The sequence below is a fragment of the Flagellimonas sp. ABD4_174 genome (genome assembly GCF_056160185.1).
In genome coordinates, this window is record NZ_JBSWWP010000001.1 from 2,825,410 (window position 1) to 2,847,701 (window position 22,292).

General features: G+C 45.3%; 12 protein-coding genes. 2 read left to right on the forward strand and 10 right to left on the reverse strand.

Features of this window, described 5'->3' with window-relative positions:
• Positions 1-33 precede the first annotated feature (33 nt).
• Positions 34-1,296: a DUF819 family protein gene (locus tag ACXAFK_RS12600; protein WP_474957990.1), complete on the forward strand. Its 1,263-nt coding sequence runs from the start codon at positions 34-36 to the stop codon at positions 1,294-1,296.
• 42 nt (positions 1,297-1,338) lie between these two features.
• Positions 1,339-2,037, forward strand: coding sequence for a DUF4369 domain-containing protein (locus ACXAFK_RS12605; RefSeq protein WP_474957991.1), 699 nt, complete (start codon positions 1,339-1,341; stop codon positions 2,035-2,037).
• Here ACXAFK_RS12605 and ACXAFK_RS12610 read toward each other — a convergent pair.
• The 10 genes from ACXAFK_RS12610 to ACXAFK_RS12655 form a co-directional block, all read right to left on the reverse strand.
• Complete coding sequence (locus tag ACXAFK_RS12610) at positions 2,034-2,306, reverse strand: hypothetical protein (protein ID WP_474957992.1); 273 nt, start codon at positions 2,304-2,306, stop codon at positions 2,034-2,036. The two genes, ACXAFK_RS12605 and ACXAFK_RS12610, sit on opposite strands and share 4 nt — an antisense overlap.
• A gap of 27 nt (positions 2,307-2,333) precedes the next feature.
• Positions 2,334-3,302 carry a type I phosphomannose isomerase catalytic subunit gene (locus ACXAFK_RS12615; protein ID WP_252080250.1) on the reverse strand — a complete coding sequence of 323 codons (969 nt, stop codon included), beginning with the start codon at positions 3,300-3,302 and terminating at the stop codon, positions 2,334-2,336.
• A gap of 2 nt (positions 3,303-3,304) precedes the next feature.
• Positions 3,305-3,712 (reverse strand): 6-pyruvoyl trahydropterin synthase family protein, encoded by a 408-nt coding sequence (locus ACXAFK_RS12620; protein ID WP_474957993.1) that lies wholly within the window; start codon positions 3,710-3,712, stop codon positions 3,305-3,307.
• Entirely contained in the window at positions 3,709-4,242 is a 534-nt protein-coding gene (gene idi / locus ACXAFK_RS12625; protein ID WP_474957994.1) for an isopentenyl-diphosphate Delta-isomerase, read from the reverse strand. Before idi ends, ACXAFK_RS12620 begins: the two co-directional genes overlap by 4 nt.
• 57 nt (positions 4,243-4,299) lie before the next feature.
• Positions 4,300-5,232, reverse strand: a complete 933-nt coding sequence (locus ACXAFK_RS12630) for a PorP/SprF family type IX secretion system membrane protein (protein WP_445920587.1) — start codon at positions 5,230-5,232, stop codon at positions 4,300-4,302.
• Between the two features lie 22 nt (positions 5,233-5,254).
• Complete coding sequence (locus tag ACXAFK_RS12635; RefSeq protein WP_474957995.1) at positions 5,255-7,222, reverse strand: T9SS type B sorting domain-containing protein; 1,968 nt, start codon at positions 7,220-7,222, stop codon at positions 5,255-5,257.
• A gap of 83 nt (positions 7,223-7,305) precedes the next feature.
• Positions 7,306-14,925 (reverse strand): hypothetical protein, encoded by a 7,620-nt coding sequence (locus ACXAFK_RS12640; RefSeq protein WP_474957996.1) that lies wholly within the window; start codon positions 14,923-14,925, stop codon positions 7,306-7,308.
• Between the two features lie 405 nt (positions 14,926-15,330).
• Positions 15,331-17,280, reverse strand: coding sequence for an OmpA family protein (locus ACXAFK_RS12645; RefSeq protein WP_474957997.1), 1,950 nt, complete (start codon positions 17,278-17,280; stop codon positions 15,331-15,333).
• Positions 17,281-17,291: 11 nt separating this feature from the next.
• A complete protein-coding gene (locus ACXAFK_RS12650; protein ID WP_224837701.1) occupies positions 17,292-18,239 on the reverse strand; it encodes a PorP/SprF family type IX secretion system membrane protein in 948 nt (315 codons plus the stop codon).
• Positions 18,240-18,252: 13 nt separating this feature from the next.
• Positions 18,253-22,059 carry a T9SS type B sorting domain-containing protein gene (locus tag ACXAFK_RS12655; RefSeq protein WP_474957998.1) on the reverse strand — a complete coding sequence of 1,269 codons (3,807 nt, stop codon included), beginning with the start codon at positions 22,057-22,059 and terminating at the stop codon, positions 18,253-18,255.
• Positions 22,060-22,292 lie beyond the last annotated feature (233 nt).

Below are 22,292 nucleotides of genomic sequence, written 5' to 3' on the forward strand. Positions count from 1 at the left end.
TCCTATATTTGGGATTTTTAGCTATAAAGATCTATGGACCAATTACCGTTTACCAACGACACCGTGATATTTGGCTTGCTTTGCCTTTGTTTAGGTTTTGTTTTTTATACATCATCCATAAAAACTGGATTTTGGGCAAAGTTTTATCGCTTGGTCCCTACCCTGTTAATGTGCTATTTGTTACCGGCCATTTTGGCCAGTTTTGGCATCATTGACGAAGCATCGTCCAACACCTATTATGTGGCAAGCAGATATCTTTTGCCTGCTGCTCTAATTTTAATGACGCTGAGCATAGACCTTAAAGCTATCCTAAATTTAGGCTCCAAAGCTTTGGTCATGTTCTTGACCGGCACCGTGGGCATTGTTATCGGAGGCCCCATCGCTATATTGATCGTATCCATTTTTTCACCGGAAACTGTTGGAGGTATCGGCCCCGACGCAGTTTGGAGAGGCCTTGCCACAATTGCCGGAAGTTGGATCGGCGGTGGTGCCAATCAAGCTGCCATGCTCGAGGTTTTCCAGTACAATCAGGAAAGTTATGGTGGTATGGTCCTCATTGATATTGTGGTGGCCAATCTTTGGATGGCCATAATCCTGTTGGGCGTTGGCAAAACAGAAAAAATAGACCGTTGGCTCAAAGCGGACACTTCTTCCATTGAGAAACTCAAGGAAAAAGTTTCCACCTATACCGAAAAAATAACAAGGGTAACGACCTTGAACGATTATATAATGCTAACCTTCTTTGCCTTTGCCGGTGTTGGTATTGCACATTTTGCAGGACATCACTTTTCGGCTTTTTTACAGAACAATTTTGAAATTGTAAGAAATCCGGAGAAAATTTTATCCTCTCTGGGTTCACAGTTTCTTTGGATGGTAGTTTTTGCCACGGCCATTGGAATTGGTCTTTCTTTTACCAAAGCAAAAAATTATGAAGGCGCAGGAGCCAGCAAAATTGGAGGTCTCTTTATATACATTTTGGTAGCAACCATTGGTATGAAAATGGATTTGGGCAAAGTAATGGAAAACCCGGGCCTTATCGCTATCGGATTGGTATGGATCAGTATCCATGCGGGTTTACTTATCCTAATGGCAAAAATTATAAAAGCCCCTTTCTTTTTTCTAGCCGTGGGCAGCCAGGCCAATGTCGGAGGTGCGGCTTCTGCCCCGATTGTTGCTGCAGAATTTCATCCATCGTTGACCTCTGTAGGCATTCTTTTGGCTGTTTTTGGTTACGTAGTGGGTACAGCCGGAGCATATTTATGCGCTTTGTTGATGGAAGTCGCGTCGAATGTTTAAATATTTTCAGAAGATTATGCATATTTGCCCATCTAAAATTATATGATGAAGCGGATATTGTTTGTATTGCTATTTGGAATTACCCTGGTTGCCTGCGAAAAAAGCACGGAGAACACCATGATCGTTAATGGGAACATTAAAGGATTAAAAAAAGGAACCCTTTATTTACAAAAACTTCAAGATTCCACCATTGCCAATGTAGATTCGTTGGAGATCAAGGGTGACGGAAAATTCAGTTTTAGCACAGAGGTCGGCGACCCGGAAGTGTTTTATCTCTACCTAAAAAAGGAAGACAATAACGACATTAACGATCGCATCAACTTTTTTGGCGAATCTGGTACTATTGTGATCAATACAGCTTGGAACACATTTGATACGGATGTAAAGATATCGGGTTCCAAATCTCACGAAAAGTTATTGGAATTTTATGATATGGTATCCAAATTCAATATTCGGGAACTTGCCCTGGCACAACAAGCCGTTCTACCCGAATATCAAGAAGATAGCGTGGCCTTGGATTCCATTCAAAGCTTGATCAATAAAAACACGGTTAGCAGATATCGATATGCCCTTAATTTTGGGCTCAACAATGGAGATTCTTATGCCACACCATATATTATGTTGACCGAGGCGCGCGAAGCCAATCCAAAATACTTGGATTCTATCTACAAAGGGCTGAGCCCCGAGGTAGCGGCATCCAAATACGGTGAAAAATTCAAAGATTTTTTGGACAATAACTAAGACTCCAGGCTATTGAGCTTTTCTATAAGTTTGGTAGCCTTTTCTTCCAGTTCCTTTCTTATGGAATTAAAGTGGGATTTAGCGTCCTCTACGTTTTTTTGATGAATTTTATCCATAAGTCCGTCATACACCTCAATGGCTTCGTCGATAATGACCGTACCTTCTTCAGATTCCTTGTTGCCAGAACCTGCTTCCCAAATGTAGACAGCTTCAATTATATCTCCGAGGACAAAATTGACATCCTTCTTTAAATCGCGAATACTTGGCATAACATAATGTTTTGATTAAAGATACCATTAAATGGTAACTTCTAAAAGTTTAGCTTTTTGGGCACTGATGTCCACATAAGTGCTCGATGCAGGCACTAGAACCGTTTCTCCTTTTCTTATCTCCGTGCTTCCCCAATCGTTGGTGATAGTGGCTCCTCCGCCCACACACATATAAATGGTAAACGAGTCACGTTCGGATAGATTCTGCTTTAAAGGCTGTATCAATTCCAAAAAATTTGTTTTAAAATAGGGGCAATCTACCATTGGGTTCGTTTCGCCCTTGTTCTTAGGGTAATCCACTTTAAAGTCATCCTTCTTTTTGTAATCGATGGCGTCTACAGCCAAACCTGTGTGCAGCTCTCGCAGGTTTCCGTCCTTATCCTTTCGGTTAAAATCGAAAACACGATAAGTTATGTCGGATGTCTGTTGAATTTCTGCCAAAAGTACGCCTGCCCCAATGGCATGGATTTTTCCGGTATTTATAAAAAATGTATCACCTTCGCTTACTTCTTCATAGTTCATTAAATCCGTTAAGGTGCCATCCTCTATACTTTTTACATATTCCTGCTTTTCCACATCTTTATTGAACCCTACAATGAGTTTTGCTCCCGGGTCGGCATCCATAATGTACCACATTTCGGTTTTTCCAAAGGAATTATGGCGTTTTTTGGCCAATTCATCATTTGGATGGAGCTGTATGGATAGGTCTTGTTTAGCATCTATAAATTTGATGAGTATGGGAAACTCCTTGCCGAATCGCTCTACCACACTTTTGCCCAAAAGTGCTTCCCCTTGGGAATCCATCAATTCCTGAAGCGATGTACCTTCCAAGTTTCCGTTGGAAATCTCGGATATATCGCCGGCCACTCCCGAAAGTTCCCAACTTTCGCCGGTAATATCGCTATCTATAGGTTTGTTCAAGACTTCTTTTAGTTTGGTACCGCCCCAAAGTCGTTCTTTTAGTATCGGTTTGAATTTTAATGGGTAAAGATTCATTTTTATCCTGTATAGGTTACAAAGTTCCTTGGTGTTTCGTAGAGCACGACCTCCAACTCTTTAGATTTATTTATATGGGGTCTTAGCTTGTTCCAGATTACTACGGCAATATTCTCGGCCGTAGGGTTCAACTCCCTAAACTCTGGAACATCGAGATTTAGGTTTTTGTGGTCCAGTTGATCCTCCACATGCTTTTTGATCAGATCCTTAAGCACCTTAAGGTCCATTACAAATCCTGTTTCCCGGTCTATTTCGCCTGTTACGCTAACAATAAGGTCGTAATTGTGACCATGGTATCTTGGATTATTGCATTTGCCAAAAACCTCGTTGTTCTTTTGGTTGTCCCAATCTGGTCTATATAATCTGTGTGCGGCATTAAAACTTGCCTTTCTGCTTACTTTTACTTTCATCTTTCGGCTGGATTTTCCATGAGATGATCGTAAAAGCGTTCAAATATTATCTTGAACCATGCGGTGTAATCATCTGGATTAAGCGATATATCTTTTTTGATATCCTCTGGATACATCCATTTCCAATCGGCCACTTCTACAGGATTGATCTTGGGTTCATCTTCAAAATAACCCACCATTACGTGATCAAACTCATGCTCGGTAAGTCCATTATCGAAAGGGGCTTTGTATACAAAGCTAAAAAGCTCTTTCAGTTCGGTGGTAAAGCCCATCTCTTCCATGAGTCTTCGTTTACCCGCATCGATATTGCTTTCGCCCTCCCTTTGGTGGCTACAGCACGTATTGGTCCATAACAATGGGGAGTGGTATTTGTCCTTGGCCCGTTGTTGGAGCATGGTTTGCCCTTTATTGTTCATCACAAAAACAGAGAATGCCCTGTGCAAAAGGGCTTTTTCGTGGGCTTCCATTTTTGGCATTAGTCCAATTGGTTCGTCCTTTTCGTTTACCAGTATCACATTTTCCTCTCTCATATGGTAAAAATATGACCTTTGGTGTAATTTATGGGGATATCAATATTTAATTTCTTGCTAAAAGAAACGTGGGGATTTTAAGTTTCCAATATTTCTGATGAAGTCATACCTTAGAATTATCTCAAAGGAACCATCGTTAAAAGTGGCGGCACCGAGTTCTGTAGTTTCGCGATCATAGGCCAATCCCAACATTAACTGATCGGACAGCATAAAACCGAACAGTCCACTAAAGGCAGCATCCCAACGGTAAGCTACTCCTCCAATAAACTTTTCGTTGAACATAAAGTTGGCAGAGAGGTCCACTTGTAAAGGTGCTCCTTGAACTGCTTTTGTCAACAGCGTGGGTTTAAATTTTAAAAAAGGGTTAAGGTCCCAGACATATCCCGTAATCAGGTACAGGTTGATCTGTTCTTTTGCGGTTGATATGGAAGAGGTATCAAAATGTGTGGTCTCCAGGATCCTTGGTGCAGAAAGACCTGCGTAAAATCTATCCGTATGGTAGTACACTCCGGCACCTATGTTTGGCGAAAACTTATTCTGGATATCCTGCTGTGATTGTAATTGGGGGTCTATCTCGAATTCGTCCAATTCGGAATAACGTATGTCCAACATATGGGCACTTGCCTTTAATCCAAAACTTAGACGACCCTCCCAAGAGGTTTGTATGGTATAGGAGAAATCAACATCAAAATAGGTTTCGGATGTTGGCCCGATCTTGTCATTGACAATGGACAGCCCAAGACCCACACCACGATAGCCTACCGGTGTGTGCACATTGAGGGTCTGTGTTTCGGGTGCTCCATCGAGCCCCAACCATTGGTTCCTATAAAGTGCGGCTATACTTAAATGACCTCTAGATCCTGCGTATGCCGGGTTTACACTGACCGTATTGTACATATACTGGGTATACTGTGCATCTTGTTGTGCATGTATGTTTGCCAACCCCATTACAAAGAGGGCCAGTATCCATTGGATTTTCACCTTATACATCTTATTCTCCACAGTTACCATTTTATCTATTTATATATATATAACCTGTCAGCTGTTTCATGTTACCGCCATTATCTTGGTAGTCTATCACATAGAAATACGTACCTACCGGTAATTTATTGTCCTGATCTACGGTTACCCTACCTTGAGAAGTACCATCGAATACATTTCCACTGGTGTCGTATGCTTTGGTCTGGTAGACCATTACTCCCCACCTATTGTATATTCTAACGGTATTGTTGGGATAATTTTCCAGTCCTCGGATTTCCAGCGTATCGTGTACACCATCTCCGTTTGGTGTAATTACGTTCACCACATCTACTTCCTCTTCACCAACGGTCGATTCACCTAAATCTGGATCCAAATAATTCGGAATCCCGTTTTCATTGGAATCATCGTTGGCGTAATTCCCGTCTCCATTAAAGTCTTCGTCTATGGTTTCGATACCGTCATCGTCATCATCAGAGTCCCTAAAGTCCGGTATTCCATCACCATCGGTATCAGGTAGATCTGAACTTGGGCTGTTTATTTCATCATTTACATCGGTATCTATGACGGTCTCACCTTCGAAAGCATCATCCAGACCATCGTTGTCCTTATCGGAACCAATAAGTACTACATCGGCAATTCCGTCTTGATCATGATCATGGCCTTCTATGGCATCGGGCACATTGTCGTCGTCGCTGTCTTCATCTACATAATCAGGTATACCGTCATTATCAGAATCAACAGGTATTAAGCCTAGATTTCCGTCATTTTCGTAGGCATCATCGATTCCATTGCCATTATTATCCACCATACTCGGTGCAATGTAATCCAAGGCAAATTGCGCCTCAACATTGTCGGGAATACCGTCATTATCGCTATCTATATCCAAATAATCCGGGATACCATCACCATCTGTATCAGTTGGGTTCGTAGATGGGTCATTGTCATTGTCGGCATTTAGGTCTTCAAAACTATCGGCAATACCATCATTGTCGCTATCCAAATCAATTCCTGAAGGACTTACGATTACCGTTATCGTTGCTGTATCGCAATTGCCATTGGTATCACAAACGGTGTAATCGAAAGTATCCGTTCCAGAGAATCCTGAATCTGGGATATAGGTAATATCATCATCAGATGGATTGTTTGCGGTTCCATTATCGTTCAATACAACTGTTCCATTTGATGGATCGGTTGCTGAAATAGAGCCTATAGTGGGAATATCATTATCGTTGGCCCTCCACGAAACTATGGCATCGACACCTATATCGGTAGATACCGAATCATCGTTAGTGTCCACAATTGGCAGCACATCTACCGTAACGGTTGCCGTACTGCAATCCCCAAAGTTGTTACATAGGGTATAATCAAAACTATCGTTTCCGTTATAATCTGGATTGGGCGTATAAGTAACTATATCGTCCGTTGGGTCGTTAGCCGTACCATTGTCGTTAACATTCACCACCCCGTTTGCAGGGTCTGTAATCGTTAATACTCCTGCTGATGGCAAATCGGAATCGTTGTCAAATATTGGAACCGCTATCGATGTATCCTCATCCAGGACAATCAAATCATCCATTAAATTGGCTGCTTGACTTATACAAACCACAGTAAATCGCGGTAATTCGGTGCTATGTCCCACCTTGGTAATCGTTGCCACATACCGCATTACGGTTTGTGTACTGGTTACCATGGGTCTGGATTGATCTCCCGGAAGAGCTGGATTCCAACTGACGGTGGCTCCCGATGGAACACTGGCCGAAATATCAAGAACCACCTCATTGTTCGGTGCTTCACAATCGGTCAAAATAAAATATCCCGTTGCGTTGGAACCACATAAGGTGCCATCATAAGTGGCAAAATAAACACCTGGCTGGGTCGCCTCATAAAATGAATTGGTTCCCAAAACAGTTGATGTATCTGATGCTTCGTACCACCGATAATTGTTTTCATCTCCGGTATTTGGTGCTTGTAGTAAGAACTGTGCATTTGTAAAGTTCACTCCTACAAAGAGAAAGATCAGCCCTATGAATAAAGACTTATATGAGGTGTTTGATTTCAAAATCTATCCGTCTTTATACATTATTATTTTACCACAAATACCACATTGATCAATGCATTATAATCTGCTGGCTGTCCTATGATATCATAAGTTAGAACACCGTTGGCATCTATAGTCATATTAGCAAACACTGTTGGGTCCGCATAGGTCACATAGTAATATAATTCGGTTGCACCATAGGTTGGAATTGCTGCTGGAGCACCCGCACTTCTCACAGTCGGAGACCCATACTGTGCCAAATATTGAGAATATAAATTGATTGTTCTCCCCGTACCATTGGTCGATGCATCTATTGCTATGGACGGAGGATAAAATATTCTTGCTGCTTTGGATGTGATTCGTGCAATATCCTGTATAACATCTTCAACAGTTGATTCGGTATTGCCATCACCATCTACATCTACTGGAGAATCAGAGTTCACTTCTGATGCATCTTGATTATTTATATCTGCTAGAGGAACTTGTAATGTACCGTTACTATCCTCAATTTCAAGGTTAGCACCGTTAACCTCGAAGCGAGTGTTTATTTCGTTCGTATCCGATAGATCTCCATCGGCCGAAATATGGTTGGCCAGGTTCGTGGCATTGGTGGCAATGTCCGAAGCGTTCGTTGCTATCGCACTCGTATTGTTCGAAATGTTCGTAGTGTTGTTGGCAATGTCTGCGACATTGTTCCCAATCGCCGTAGTATTGTTGGCAATGTCCGCAGCATTGGCTGCTACTCCGGCGCTATCGTCCAAAGAGGATAGGTCCGCGGAAAAACTTGTACCGCCCTCGCTTACCGTTACCTCGTTGGTCCCGCCATCGAAGCTCACTCCCGTAATATCGTCGTCGGCCACGCTGTCCACATAGGCCTTTGTAGCGGCATCGCTCGCAGCGGTCGGGGCTCCAAGGCCCGTCAGCACAAGACCGTTCGCATCGTTCCCGTCAGTCAGCACTTCCTCGATGTTCTGGATCTCGTTCGTATCCGATAGATCTCCGTCGGCCGAGATATGGTTGGCCAGGTTCGTGGCATTGGCAGCTATATCGGTTGCGTTCGTTGTGATGTTCGAAGCATTGTTACCAATAGCCGTAGTATTGTTGGAGATATTGGTAGCGTTGTTCGAAATATCCGTGACATTGTTACCAATAGCCGTAGTGTTGTTGGCAATGTCCGCAGCATTGGCCGCTACTCCGGCGCTATCGTCCAAAGAGGATAGGTCCGCGGAAAAGCTCGTGCCGCCCTCGCTTACCGTTACCTCGTTGGTCCCGCCATCGAAGCTCACTCCCGTAATATCGTCGTCGGCCACGCTGTCCACATAGGCCTTTGTGGCGGCATCGCTACCAGCGGTCGGGGCTCCAAGGCCCGTCAGCACAAGACCGTTCGCATCGTTCCCGTCAGTCAGCACTTCCTCGATGTTCTGGATCTCGTTCGTATCCGATAGATCTCCGTCGGCCGAGATATGGTTGGCCAGGTTCGTGGCATTGTTGGCAATGTCCGAAGTGTTCGTTGCTATCGCACTCGCATTGTTCGAAATGTTCGTTGTGTTCGTTGTGATGTTCGAAGCATTATTCCCGATCGCTGTAGTATTGTTGGAGATATTGGTAGCGTTCGTTGTGATGTTCGCAGCATTGTTACCGATTGCCGTAGTGTTGTTGGAGATATTAGTAGCGTTGTTCGAAATATCCGTGGCATTGTTACCGATCGCTGTAGTATTGTTGGCGATGTCAGCGGCATTGGCCGCTACTCCTGCGCTATCGTCCAAAGAGGACAGGTCCGCGGAAAAGCTCGTGCCGCCCTCGCTTACCGTTACCTCGTTGGTCCCGCCATCGAAGCTCACTCCCGTAATATCGTCGTCGGCCACACTATCCACATAGGCCTTTGTAGCGGCATCGCTCGCAGCGATCGGGGCACCAAGGCCCGTCAGCACTAGACCGTTCGCATCGTTCCCGTTAGTCAGCACCTCCTCGATGTTCTGGATCTCGTTCGTATCCGATAGATCTCCGTCGGCCGAGATATGGTTGGCCAGGTTCGTGGCATTGGTGGCTATATCGGTAGTGTTCGTTGCTATCGCACTCGCATTGTTCGAAATGTTCGTAGTGTTATTGGCGATGTCCGAAGTGTTCGTCGCTATCGCACTCGCATTGTTCGAAATGTTCGTAGTGTTGTTGGAAATATTAGTAGCGTTGTTCGAAATATCCGTGGCATTGTTACCGATCGCAGTAGTGTTGTTGGCGATGTCCGCGGCATTGGCTGCTACTCCAGCGCTATCGTCCAAAGAGGACAGGTCCGCAGAAAAACTTGTGCCGCCCTCGCTTACCGTTACCTCGTTGGTCCCGCCATCGAAGCTCACCCCAGTAATATCGTCATCGGCCACACTGTCCACATAGGCCTTTGTGGCGGCATCGCTACCAGCGGTCGGGGCTCCAAGGCCCGTCAGCACTAGACCGTTCGCATCGTTCCCGTCAGTCAGCACCTCCTCGATGTTCTGGATCTCGTTCGTATCCGATAGATCTCCGTCGGCCGAGATATGGTTGGCCAGGTTCGTGGCATTGGTGGCTATATCGGTAGTGTTCGTTGCTATCGCACTCGCATTGTTCGAAATGTTCGTAGTGTTATTGGCGATGTCCGAAGTGTTCGTCGCTATCGCACTCGCATTGTTCGAAATGTTCGTAGTGTTGTTGGCAATGTCCGAAGCGTTCGTCGCTATTGCACTCGCATTGTTCGAAATGTTCGTTGTGTTGTTCGATATATCAGAGGCGTTGTTACCAATAGCCGTAGTATTGTTGGAGATATTAGTAGCGTTGTTCGAAATATCCGTGGCATTGTTACCAATAGCCGTAGTGTTGTTGGCAATGTCCGCAGCATTGGCCGCTACTCCGGCGCTATCGTCCAAAGAGGATAGGTCCGCGGAAAAGCTCGTGCCGCCCTCGCTTACCGTTACCTCGTTGGTCCCGCCATCGAAGCTCACTCCCGTAATATCGTCGTCGGCCACGCTGTCCACATAGGCCTTTGTGGCGGCATCGCTACCAGCGGTCGGGGCTCCAAGGCCCGTCAGCACTAGACCGTTCGCATCGTTCCCGTCAGTCAGCACTTCCTCGATGTTCTGGATCTCGTTCGTATCCGATAGATCTCCGTCGGCCGAAATATGGTTGGCCAGGTTCGTGGCATTGGTGGCTATATCGGTAGTGTTCGTTGCTATCGCACTCGCATTGTTCGAAATGTTCGTTGTGTTGTTGGCGATGTCCGAAGCGTTCGTTGTGATGTTCGCAGTATTGTTCCCGATCGCCGTAGTGTTGTTGGCAATGTCAGCGGCATTGGCCGCTACTCCGGCGCTATCGTCCAAACCTGAAATGTCAACAACCGGATTATTGCCCAATTCATTGGAGTATGTCAATTCTCCAGTTGCATCATTATAGGACAAGGAGGTATTGGTCTCTGCAATGGATACCGAGGCAACATTCAAATATAGCGCCCCATCTGAACCAAAGGTTATATTGTTGTTCAGGTCCGAACTGATCAAATCGATAGATTCAGTCCCGCCCCCATCGGTAATTCCGATAACTCCGTCCGTTATGGAACTTCCCGTGTTATACTCGTTACCAATGTTCGTATCGGCATCGGCCGCTATATGATTCGCAATATCCGTGGCATTGTTACCTATCGCCGTAGTGTTGTTGGCGATGTCCGAAGTATTCGTCGCTATCGCACTCGCATTGTTCGAAATGTTCGTAGTGTTCGTTGTGATGTTCGAAGCATTATTCCCGATCGCCGTAGTATTGTTGGAGATGTCCGAAGCATTGTTCCCAATAGCCGTAGTATTGTTGGAGATATTGGTAGCGTTGTTCGAAATGTTCGTAGTGTTCGTTGTGATGTTCGAAGCATTATTCCCGATCGCCGTAGTATTGTTGGAAATATTAGTAGCGTTGTTCGAAATATCCGTGGCATTGTTACCGATCGCAGTAGTGTTATTGGCGATGTCCGCGGCATTGGCTGCTACTCCAGCGCTATCGTCCAAAGAGGACAGGTCCGCAGAAAAACTTGTGCCGCCCTCGCTTACCGTTACCTCGTTGGTCCCGCCATCGAAGCTCACCCCAGTAATATCGTCATCGGCCACACTGTCCACATAGGCCTTTGTGGCGGCATCGCTACCAGCGGTCGGGGCTCCAAGGCCCGTCAGCACTAGACCGTTCGCATCGTTCCCGTCAGTCAGCACCTCCTCGATGTTCTGGATCTCGTTCGTATCCGATAGATCTCCGTCGGCCGAGATATGGTTGGCCAGGTTCGTGGCATTGGTGGCTATATCGGTAGTGTTCGTTGCTATCGCACTCGCATTGTTCGAAATGTTCGTAGTGTTATTGGCGATGTCCGAAGTGTTCGTCGCTATCGCACTCGCATTGTTCGAAATGTTCGTAGTGTTGTTGGCAATGTCCGAAGCGTTCGTCGCTATTGCACTCGCATTGTTCGAAATGTTCGTTGTGTTGTTCGATATATCAGAGGCGTTGTTACCAATAGCCGTGGTATTGTTGGCGATGTCCGAAGTGTTCGTAGCTATCGCACTCGCATTGTTCGAAATGTTCGTAGTGTTGTTCGAAATATCCGTGGCATTGTTACCGATCGCTGTAGTATTGTTGGCGATGTCCGCGGCATTGGCCGCTACTCCGGCGCTATCGTCCAAAGAGGACAGGTCCGCGGAAAAACTTGTACCGCCCTCGCTTACCGTTACCTCGTTGGTCCCGCCATCGAAGCTCACTCCCGTAATATCGTCATCGGCCACGCTGTCCACATAGGCCTTTGTAGCGGCATCGCTCGCAGCGGTCGGGGCTCCAAGGCCCGTCAGCACTAGACCGTTCGCATCGTTCCCGTCAGTCAGCACTTCCTCGATGTTCTGGATCTCGTTCGTATCCGATAGATCTCCGTCGGCCGAGATATGGTTGGCCAGGTTCGTGGCATTAGTAGCTATATCGGTAGTGTTCGTTGCTATCGCACTCGCATTGTTCGAAATGTTCGTAGTATTGTTCGATATATCAGAGGCGTTGTTACCAATAGCCGTGGTATTGTTGGAGATATTGGTAGCGTTCGTTGTGATGTTCGAAGCATTGTTCGAAATGTTCGTAGTGTTGTTCGATATATCAGAGGCGTTGTTACCGATCGCTGTAGTGTTGTTGGCGATGTCAGCGGCATTGGCCGCTACTCCTGCGCTATCGTCCAAACCTGAAATGTCAACAACCGGATTATTGCCCAATTCATTGGAGTATGTCAATTCTCCAGTTGCATCATTATAGGACAAGGAGGTATTGGTCTCTGCAATGGATACCGAGGCAACATTCAAATATAGCGCCCCATCTGAACCAAAGGTTATATTGTTGTTCAGGTCCGAACTGATCAAATCGATAGATTCAGTCCCGCCCCCATCGGTAATTCCGATAACTCCGTCCGTTATGGAACTTCCAGTGTTATACTCGTTACCAATGTTCGTATCGGCATCGGCCGCTATATGATTCGCAATATCCGTGGCATTGTTACCTATCGCCGTAGTGTTGTTGGCGATGTCCGCGGCATTGGCCGCTACTCCGGCGCTATCGTCCAAAGAGGATAGGTCCGCAGAAAAACTTGTACCGCCCTCGCTTACCGTTACCTCGTTGGTCCCGCCATCGAAGTTCACTCCCGTAATATCGTCGTCGGCTACACTGTCCACATAGGCCTTTGTGGCGGCATCGCTCGCAGCGGTCGGGGCACCAAGGCCCGTCAGCACTAGACCATTCGCATCGTTCCCGTCAGTCAGCACTTCCTCGATGTTCTGGATCTCGTTCGTATCCGATAGATCTCCGTCGGCCGAGATATGGTTGGCCAGGTTCGTGGCATTGTTGGCAATGTCCGAAGTGTTCGTTGCTATCGCACTCGCATTGTTCGAAATGTTCGTTGTGTTGTTGGCAATGTCCGAAGCGTTCGTTGTGATGTTCGAAGCATTGTTACCAATAGCCGTAGTATTGTTGGAGATATTGGTAGCGTTCGTTGTGATATTCGTTGCATTGTTCGAAATATCCGTGGCATTGTTACCAATAGCCGTGGTATTGTTGGAGATATTAGTAGCGTTGTTCGAAATATCAGAGGCGTTGTTACCGATCGCAGTAGTGTTGTTGGCGATGTCAGCGGCATTGGCCGCTACTCCAGCGCTATCGTCCAAGGAGGATAGGTCCGCAGAAAAACTTGTGCCGCCCTCGCTTACCGTTACCTCGTTGGTCCCGCCATCGAAGCTCACTCCCGTAATATCGTCATCGGCCACGCTGTCCACATAGGCCTTTGTAGCGGCATCGCTCGCAGCGGTCGGGGCTCCAAGGCCCGTCAGCACTAGACCGTTCGCATCGTTCCCGTCAGTCAGCACTTCCTCGATGTTCTGGATCTCGTTCGTATCCGATAGATCTCCGTCGGCCGAGATATGGTTGGCCAGGTTCGTGGCATTAGTAGCTATATCGGTAGTGTTCGTTGCTATCGCACTCGCATTGTTCGAAATGTTCGTTGTGTTGTTGGCAATGTCCGAAGCGTTCGTTGTGATATTCGTTGCATTGTTACCAATAGCCGTGGTATTGTTGGAGATGTCCGAAGTGTTCGTCGCTATCGCACTCGCATTGTTCAAAATGTTCGTAGTGTTGTTAGCAATGTCCGAAGCGTTCGTTGTGATGTTCGAAGCATTGTTACCGATCGCTGTAGTGTTATTGGCGATGTCCGAAGCGTTCGCTGTGATGTTAGTAGCATTGTTACCAATAGCCGTAGTATTGTTGGAGATATTGGTAGCGTTGTTCGAAATATCCGTGGCATTGTTCCCGATCGCCGTTGTGTTGTTGGCGATGTCCGAAGCGTTCGTCGCTATTGCACTCGCATTGTTCGAAATGTTTGTAGTGTTGTTACCGATCGCTGTAGTGTTGTTGGCGATGTCCGCGGCATTGGCTGCTACTCCGGCGCTATCGTCCAAAGAGGACAGGTCCGCGGAAAAACTTGTACCGCCCTCGCTTACCGTTACCTCGTTGGTCCCACCATCGAAGCTCACCCCCGTAATATCGTCGTCGGCCACGCTGTCCACATAGGCCTTTGTAGCGGCATCTTGCGGATTAACCGGAACAGCCAAGTTAGTTATTGTAGCTCCGCCAGCGTCATTACCTTGCGATAAAACCTCGGTAAGCGTTTGATTATCCGTATTGATCAACGCTGCCAAGTCCACCAACGCCACAGCAAAGGTATTTGCTTCGGAATCAGTGATTACAAGGTTTGTGTTTGTACCATCTATACCAAATGATGCTATGGTTGTATTTGTATCCGTAAAAACATCGCTCAAACTGCTCAAATCAACGTTTACGGTGCCCCCATTTTCCAATGTTAATGATAACGTATTTGTTACACCATCAAAATTGAATCCGGTCAATTGTTGGTCATCTGTAGCGGTAAGTTCCCATGAATCCCCATCCCAAAAATAAATGGTCCCTGTATTGGTGTTCACATAAATATCTCCCAAATCCGCTCCTGTCGGGGTAACCGCTCCCGATGTGGAAACATCAGTACCCTTGAGAACCTCACAATTACATTGGTCCTGAAGGGTAACGGTAGTTTGAGAAAAGGCAATTCCTGTAAAAAGGAGGAACGTTAGGGCTAGAATGCTCTTTTTCATGAGGCTACTATTAGTTGAGAATTTAATATGCTGTGTTTTTGTTGTTCGAAAACATTAAAAAAGGGGTGATTTACCTATAAATGGAACACACCTAATTTTAATCACCCAACAAAATTACCCAGACATATAGGGGTAGAAAATAATTGTTGTGAACGCATTAAATCCTACGGTCTAAGCCCTAATAATTGAGGTTAACCTCTTTTCTTTTTTATCATTTTTTTAAGACAGTTCGCCGATAAGCCCAATAATATCGACCAATACCAAAAGTGAATTCCAATGAGATTCTGTTACGAATGTGCTTTGGCGGGAAAAATGAGACATTTATAGAAACCGAGCATAATACCCTATAAAAAAACGGCCCTTTATAATTAAAAAGGGCCGTTTTAATTTGTTTTGAATCAACGTCTACTCATAAATTATGAACTCCGACCTTCTATTGAGCTGATGTTGTTCCTCTGAACATTGTACGCCGTTGGCACAATTGTTCACCAATCGGGTTTCCCCGAATCCTTCTCCTTTCAATCTTTCTGAAGATATTCCTTTGGATACCATATAATCAACTGTTGATTGTGCTCTTTTTTGCGACAACCAAAGGTTATATGCGTCCACTCCTCTACTATCGGTATGCGAGTTGACCTTTATTTTTAAGCTCGGGTATTTTTCCATAGCCACGATTACCTTTTGTATTTCTATTTCTGCGTCCGGCCTGATATTGTATTTGTTTAGATCAAAGTAAATCGTGCTCAATTGAAGTAGCTTTGCCAAATCGTCCCCAAAACCTCCGGTAACCAAATCGCGTTCCAGATAAAAATCGACAATTTTCGGTTTTCCATCGGATATGGGCAAATACTCTTCGGCCGGAACATATCCGTCCCGAGAAGCCCGCACAAAATTGCCTTTGGAACAATCCAATTCCAAAATATAATTTCCGTTGGAATCCGTTATAGTAGAGGAAACCTCATTATTTTCCTCATCAATTATTTTTACCGTTGCCCCTGCCAACACTTCGTTGGAAATTCTATCTCGAACGGTCCCGGTAATTTCCTGAATACAATCCAACATTAGAGGTTTGTTCTCCACAAACTCATAAATATCATCGTCTCCCATTCCCCCATCACGGTTGGAAGAGAAATAACCAGTTTGGTCTCCCGGATCGTATATGTATGAAAAATCGTCCTTGGGGGTGTTAATGGGTCTTCCCACATTGACCACCGGTTGTGTGTAATCGTTGTATGCGATCTTGGTCGCGAACACATCCAACCCACCTAATCCCTGATGTCCATCCGAAGAAAAATAGAGCACGCCATCAGTAGAAATAAAAGGAAATGTTTCCCTTGCCATGGTATTGATGTTACTCCCCAGGTTCTTGATCGGGCCATAGGTGCCATCACCAATAATCTCGGTAACGAAAATATCCGATTCTCCCAGACTTCCCGGCATATCGGAAACAAAATAAAGTTTCTTACCGTCGGGGCTTAACATCGGATGGGCCACGGAATATGTATCACTATTAAATGGAAGTTCTACAATATTCGTCCATATACCATCAATATTCTCGGCACTATAGATCTTTAGCCTTATAATTCCTTCTTCATCCTTTTTCTTTCTTCCATCGAAAAAATTATTTCGTGTAAAATACATCGTAGACCCATCTTTGGAAACTACCGAAGTGGATTCGTGCAGTCTGGTATTTACCTCTCCCCCCAACTTTACCACTTTATTGTTGGATATACTGTCGGCATTCACTTTGTAGAGATCCAAAAAGTCCCTGGCGTTCCAAGTATGGCGGTATCGCGCAAAATTACCTGTGTCGCGGTCAGAGGCAAATATGAGTCCTTCTTCGTAATACGCTGCTGCGAAATCGGAATACTTACTGTTATAAGGAAACTGTTTGACAGAATACCTTCCTGAATTCTTTTCAATTTTGGCCATGTAATCTTCGTCATAGTCTACCATGGACGATGTCATTTCCTTGAAACTGGCCATAATTTTTGCTGCATCGTCATATTCGCCTACCGACTTTAAGCTTTGTGCATATCGGAATACATCTTCCACCGACATCTGATCAGGGTATGTTGCCTCCAATTTTTTGTAGATTTCGGCCGCTTCTTGGTATTTAGCGTTGAAGTAATAAGAATTTCCCAGTTTTTTTAACAAATCTGCAGAGGTATAGCCTTTATCCAGCACTTTTTTATAGATATCTATGGCGGGACTAAAGGAATATTGATTGTAGCGTTCGTCCGCCTTTTCCATTATCCGAACCAGTTGTTTGTCGGGGATACTATCTTGCTGGGCCGACACTTTAACAATACCTCCGCAAACGATAATCAATAATGTGAGTAATCTTTTCAGCATTCCGGTCTAAATTAAAAGAATCTTGGTGATATGGTCCTTTGGAACGACTTTAACAATTCCAACCTTAAGAAAACTTCAAATGAACCATCGTTAAACTGCGTTCCGCCCAATTCCGTGGTCTCGCGATCATAAGCCAACCCTAGCATAATCTGGTCGGTAACCTGAAATCCTACCAGGCCACTTACTGCAGCATCCCATCGATAGGCCGCTCCAAAACTGAACTTATTGGCAAATAGGAAACTGGCGGAAAGATCTACTTGCAAAGGCGCACCGCCAACAGCTTTGGTAAGCAAAGCAGGCTTAAACTGCAGGTCGGCACCCAAATCGAACACATATCCGGTTATCAAATAAATATTCATTCGTTCTGCTGAGAGAAAGTTGATACCATCGTCCGAATTATCGTTATCAAAATATTCGGATTCCAACACGTTAGGGGCAGAGACACCTGCATAAAACTTATCGGTATGATAGTAGATCCCCAATCCAAAGTTTGGAGTAAACCTATTATCTATATTGTTCTGATTGACCACTTCTTGGTCAAAATTCCGCAACCCATTAAAGTCGAGGCTCAACATGTTTCCCCCTGCCTTTAACCCAAAGGATAATTTTGCATCCATGGAGACATCGATCGTATAGGAGACCACAGCATCCAAATAGGTTTCTTGGACCACCCCGTCGCCAATATTGTCGTTCACAATGGAAATCCCATATCCCAACCTACTGTTTCGTATGGGAGAATGCAAGTTCAAGGTAAAGGTTTCCGGTGCTCCATCCAGACCAACCCATTGCGAGCGGTACAAACCGGCAAAACTTAATTGTCCTCTGGAACCGGCGTAGGCAGGGTTAACACTCAAAGTATTGTACATGTATTGGGTGTACTGTGCATCTTGTTGGGCCTTTGCGCCTGTAATGATCGCGCCAACAAACAACAATGCTATAAAAAAATGCTTCTTTATCATTCTATCAAAATAGTTACCTGCTTATATAAATGTATTCGGAATCCGTGAAACTTCCTTGGGCCGTTTCATAGTTAAAAATATAAAAATAAACCCCGGCCGGTAGATAATCATTAACGCTAATAGCCGATTTACCTCGAACCCGTCCATCAAAAACATTGTTCACGTTATCGTAATTGGCACTTTCGAAAACTTGGGTTCCCCAACGGTTGAATATTTTCAATGTGCTCGACTTTATGTACTCGACCCCTCGAATAAATAGGAAATCGTTCTTAAGGTCTCCATTAGGGGTCAACATTTGATTTACTTCGATTTCTTCTACAATCACCGTAACTATAGCAGTGTCACAATTATTTCCGTTTGCAGCTTCGCAAATGGTATATTCTATGGTATATATTCCTACCGGTGTACCAGGGAACACCCTTATACTGCCATCTTCTTCGACAGACAATTCGTTTGTAGGTGTCGATGTGAGTATAACATCAGTAATTGAAACGGGATTGTCATTGAGGGTATCGTTGTCCAGAACATTACTATTTTCTATTGGTCCCCCGCCGATTCCAGCATTATAGGTATCGTCCACTGCATCAATTACATTTTCCATCCCTTCTATAATCTCAACGGCCACTGTTGCTGTATCACAATTATTGACATCCATCACATCGCAAATCGTGTATTCAATGATATAGGTTCCCGCCTCGGTTCCGGGGACTACGCTGATGGTCCCGTCCGCATTGATGGTCAACTGGTCCGTTGGTGTGGAGGTCAACACAACATCTGCCAAGGAAACAGGTTCTCCATTATATGTATCGTTGGATAGTACATTGCTGTTCGGAATGGTCCCCCCATCTCCCGTTTCCGCCGTAAAGGCATCATCTACGGCATCAATAGTGTTACCCATACCTTCTGAAACTTCAACGGTTACCGTTGCTGTATCACAATTATTGACATCCATCACATCGCATATCGTGTATTCAATGGTATAGGTTCCCGCCTCGGTTCCGGGGACTACGTTGATCGTACCGTCCGCATTGATGGTCAGCTGGTCCGTTGGCGTGGAGGTCAACACAACATCTTCCAAGGAAACAGGTTCTCCATTATATGTATCGTTGAATAGCACATTGCTGTTCGGAATGGTCCCCCCATCTCCCGTTTCCGCCGTAAAGGCATCATCTACGGCATCAATAGTGTTACCCATACCTTCTGAAACTTCAACGGTTACCGTTGCTGTATCACAATTATTGACATCCATCACATCGCAAATCGTGTATTCAATGGTATAGGTTCCCGCCTCGGTTCCGGGGACTACGTTGATCGTACCGTCCACATTGATGGTCAACTGGTCCGTTGGCGTGGAGGTCAACACAACATCTTCCAAGGAAACAGGTTCTCCATTATATGTATCGTTGGATAGCACATTGCTGTTCGGAATGGTCCCCCCATCTCCCGTTTCCGCCGTAAAGGCATCATCTACGGCATCCAGCACATTGCTCGGTCCTTGGAGCACCTCAACGGTCACCGTAGCGGTATCGCAATTGCCGGAATCGGCTACATCGCATATCGTGTATTCAATGGTATAGGTTCCCGCCTCGGTTCCGGGGACTACGCTGATGGTCCCATCCACATTGATGGTCAACTGGTCCGTTGGCGTGGAGGTCAACACAACATCTTCCAAGGAAACAGGTTCTCCATTATATGTATCGTTGGATAGCACATTGCTGTTCGGAATGGTCCCCCCATCTCCCGTTTCCGCCGTAAAGGCATCATCTACGGCATCCAGCACATTGCTCGGTCCTTGGAGCACCTCAACGGTCACCGTAGCGGTATCGCAATTGCCGGAATCGGCTACATCGCATATCGTGTATTCAATGGTATAGGTTCCCGCCTCGGTTCCGGGGACTACGCTGATGGTCCCGTCCGCATTGATGGTCAACTGGTCCGTTGGCGTGGAGGTCAACACAACATCTTCCAAGGAAACAGGTTCTCCATTGTACGTATCGTTGGATAGCACATTGCTGTTCGGAATGGTTCCCCCATCTCCCGTTTCCGCCGTAAACATATCATCTACGGCATCCAGTACATTGCCCGGTCCTTGAAGCACCTCAACGGTAACCGTAGCGGTATCGCAATTGCCGGAATCGGCTACATCGCATATCGTGTATTCAATGGTATAGGTTCCCGCCTCGGTTCCGGGGACTACGTTGATCGTACCGTCCGCATTGATGGTCAACTGGTCCGTTGGCGTGGAGGTCAGCACAACATCTTCCAAGGAAACAGGTTCTCCATTGTACGTATCGTTGGATAGCACATTGCTGTTCGGAATGGTCCCCCCATCTCCCGTTTCCGCCGTAAAGGTATCATCTACGGCATCCAGTACATTAGCTCCGATTTCTATATAAATCGTGGCAGTTGCGCACACACTTGGGTCGGGCAGTATGTTGCACACCTGATACACTATGGAAACCGTGGAATTTGATTCAGACGTTTCTGGTATATAGTTAACAAAACCAGTATCATTATTAAAAACAACTACTCCAACAGCGCTACCTCCAATTCTTTCAATATTGGTAACACCGACATTGTTAGGTGCATTGTTGGGAAGAAAATCATCATTCTCCAAAATGTTTATTGCAACCTCAATAGTTGCGGGTGTCGAACCAAAATCGTCATTGGCATTTACCGTCAAAGGGTCAGGGTCCATATCATTGGGGTTTCCGTCGCCATCACAATCAAGGGATTCCCAATTTGCAGATTGCGGCAGGGTAACACTTTCTGGATTATAATCGCACGGATCTAAAGGATCCGTACCATCTTCCTTCTCATCGCCGTTGGTGACCCCATCTCCATCACAATCGGCGTCTATCCAAGTAGAATCGGGGGTGACGGTTTGACTTTCCAGTTTAAAATCACAGGAATCCAAAGGATTGGTTCCATCTTCTATCTCGTCGCCGTTGGTAACCCCGTCGCCATCACAATCAGCATCCAGATAGTCCCCACTTTGTGGTAGGGTTACACTATCCGGGTTATATTCGCATGAATCCAATGGGTCTGTGCCATCTTCCTTCTCATCGCCGTTAGTGACCCCATCTCCATCACAATCCAAGTTCTTCCATTCCTGGGACGGTGCACAATCCTGGTGCTCCAAAACAAAATCGCAAGGATCTAGTGGATTTGTACCGTCTTCTTTTTCCTGACCATTACTTACCCCATCGCCATCACAATCCAAGTTCTTCCATTCCTGGGACGGTGCACAATCCTGGTGCTCCAAAACAAAATCGCAAGGATCTAGTGGATCTGTACCGTCATGCTTTTCCCTGCCATTAGTAACCCCATCGCCATCACAATCCATTTTTTTCCATTTGTAAGACGGCGAACAGTTCTGGTGTGCCAAAACAAAATCACAAGGATCCAAGGGATCAGTACCGTCATGCTTTTCCCTGCCATTGGTAACCCCATCGCCATCACAGTCCATTTTTTTCCATTTATCGGACGGTGCACAGTTCTGGTGAGCCAAAACAAAATCGCATGGGTCATTTGGGTCTGTACCATCTATATTTTCTTGATCTGTGGTAACCCCATCGCCATCACAATCGTCGCTTCCGTAACAAAACGACAAAGGATTCCATAACGAAGTTCGCTGAAAATCAAATGTAAGGGATTGAGAGCTATAGCTATTTTCTAGATCGAGACCTAAGGGAGTTATAAAATCATAAGTATTGGCTGCACTAAAATGTGATGCAAAGCCACATACCACAAAGAACATCGTAAACACGAACTGCTTGTGTAGCGGGTTATTTAGTCTCACAAAAGTAATTTTGTCCATAAATGATAAGTTTTGGTCAACTATCACCATGGCAAAAAGTGGTTCTCGTAATTGTAAGAAAATTGGGGTTTTCTTGTTTGTTTTAATGTCACTGGTCCATTTGACACATCTCGACACAATTACGTCACATAGTTAAACTATTTGACTATCACCTCCTATTTTAATCGATAAAAGGCATGTTCATCAACATTATTGACTGGATTGTCGATTCACCAATGGTATATAACCCACAC

Bases quoted from the DNA above. Each gene is read 5' to 3' on its own strand.
- ACXAFK_RS12600 (WP_474957990.1), top strand. From the start codon at position 34: ATGGACCAATTACCGTTTACCAACGACACCGTGATATTTGGCTTGCTT.
- ACXAFK_RS12605 (WP_474957991.1), top strand. From the start codon at position 1,339: ATGATGAAGCGGATATTGTTTGTATTGCTATTTGGAATTACCCTGGTT.
- ACXAFK_RS12610 (WP_474957992.1), bottom strand. From the start codon at position 2,306: ATGCCAAGTATTCGCGATTTAAAGAAGGATGTCAATTTTGTCCTCGGA.
- ACXAFK_RS12615 (WP_252080250.1), bottom strand. From the start codon at position 3,302: ATGAATCTTTACCCATTAAAATTCAAACCGATACTAAAAGAACGACTT.
- ACXAFK_RS12620 (WP_474957993.1), bottom strand. From the start codon at position 3,712: ATGAAAGTAAAAGTAAGCAGAAAGGCAAGTTTTAATGCCGCACACAGA.
- idi (WP_474957994.1), bottom strand. From the start codon at position 4,242: ATGAGAGAGGAAAATGTGATACTGGTAAACGAAAAGGACGAACCAATT.
- ACXAFK_RS12630 (WP_445920587.1), bottom strand. From the start codon at position 5,232: ATGTATAAGGTGAAAATCCAATGGATACTGGCCCTCTTTGTAATGGGG.
- ACXAFK_RS12640 (WP_474957996.1), bottom strand. From the start codon at position 14,925: ATGAAAAAGAGCATTCTAGCCCTAACGTTCCTCCTTTTTACAGGAATT.
- ACXAFK_RS12645 (WP_474957997.1), bottom strand. From the start codon at position 17,280: ATGCTGAAAAGATTACTCACATTATTGATTATCGTTTGCGGAGGTATT.
- ACXAFK_RS12650 (WP_224837701.1), bottom strand. From the start codon at position 18,239: ATGATAAAGAAGCATTTTTTTATAGCATTGTTGTTTGTTGGCGCGATC.
- ACXAFK_RS12655 (WP_474957998.1), bottom strand. From the start codon at position 22,059: ATGGACAAAATTACTTTTGTGAGACTAAATAACCCGCTACACAAGCAG.